General features: G+C 54.4%; 1 protein-coding gene. It reads right to left on the bottom strand.

The features are described from left to right. Positions 1 to 348: 348 nt before the first annotated feature. On the bottom strand, positions 349 to 733 hold a 385-nt coding region (locus EN780_RS39330), incomplete at its 5' end, for a Gfo/Idh/MocA family oxidoreductase (protein ID WP_245500242.1).

The following is a 733-nucleotide window of genomic DNA, read 5'->3' as shown; positions in this document are numbered from 1 at the left end:
GGCCTGTCTCTTCTATGAGGCGAAAACCTTTGAATACACGCAGAGAACCCCTGCTAGGAGCACCTGATGGTCAGCTCACCGCACTCATCTTACATCGCGGCAGCTACAGGGCGATTTCGCAGGTAAAGCTTTGCATTCGCAATCTGACGCACGGGAGACGTCTTTCTAAGAGAAAGTAGATGTCGACCCTGCAGCGCAGTAGAATGCGGGTCTACCCGGTTCTAGTAACCTGAAGGGTTCACGTCATCAGCGAGCCGCTCAATGCGGCTGAAGATCCCTAGCGCATCGGAATATCCGCTGGATTCAAAATGGAGCGGTTCGACCGGAACCGCTCCTCGTGAATGAACCTCAGACCTGCACCGAGCGGCCGGTCTTTGCCGCTTCGCGTGCGGCCACGGCAAATTTCAAAGATTTCAAACCGTCGCGACCTGTTACCGTTGGTGAGCCATTGCCAGCCATGGCTGCATTGAAGTCACGGACAACCTTGTCGTAGGCATTCACATGGTCGATCTGCTCTTCGACCTGTTCGCCATTCTTGCGCACGAACACACGTCCACCACCACGCTGGAGCAGAACGTCGTCCGCAAAAACGGAAGCCTTTGTGCCAAAGAGCTCAACCGTCGTTCTAGCGTGATCAATAGCAAAGCTCTCGGTAATCCGAACAATTGTGCCGGTCTTCATTCGTGCGACGATCGCGACCGTATCCTCGACTTCCTTCGACGTTATCCCATTG

It is taken from the genome of Mesorhizobium sp. M4B.F.Ca.ET.089.01.1.1, from assembly GCF_004022605.1.
Classification (GTDB): domain Bacteria; phylum Pseudomonadota; class Alphaproteobacteria; order Rhizobiales; family Rhizobiaceae; genus Mesorhizobium; species Mesorhizobium abyssinicae.
This window is presented reverse-complemented; position numbering and strand designations above follow the sequence as displayed.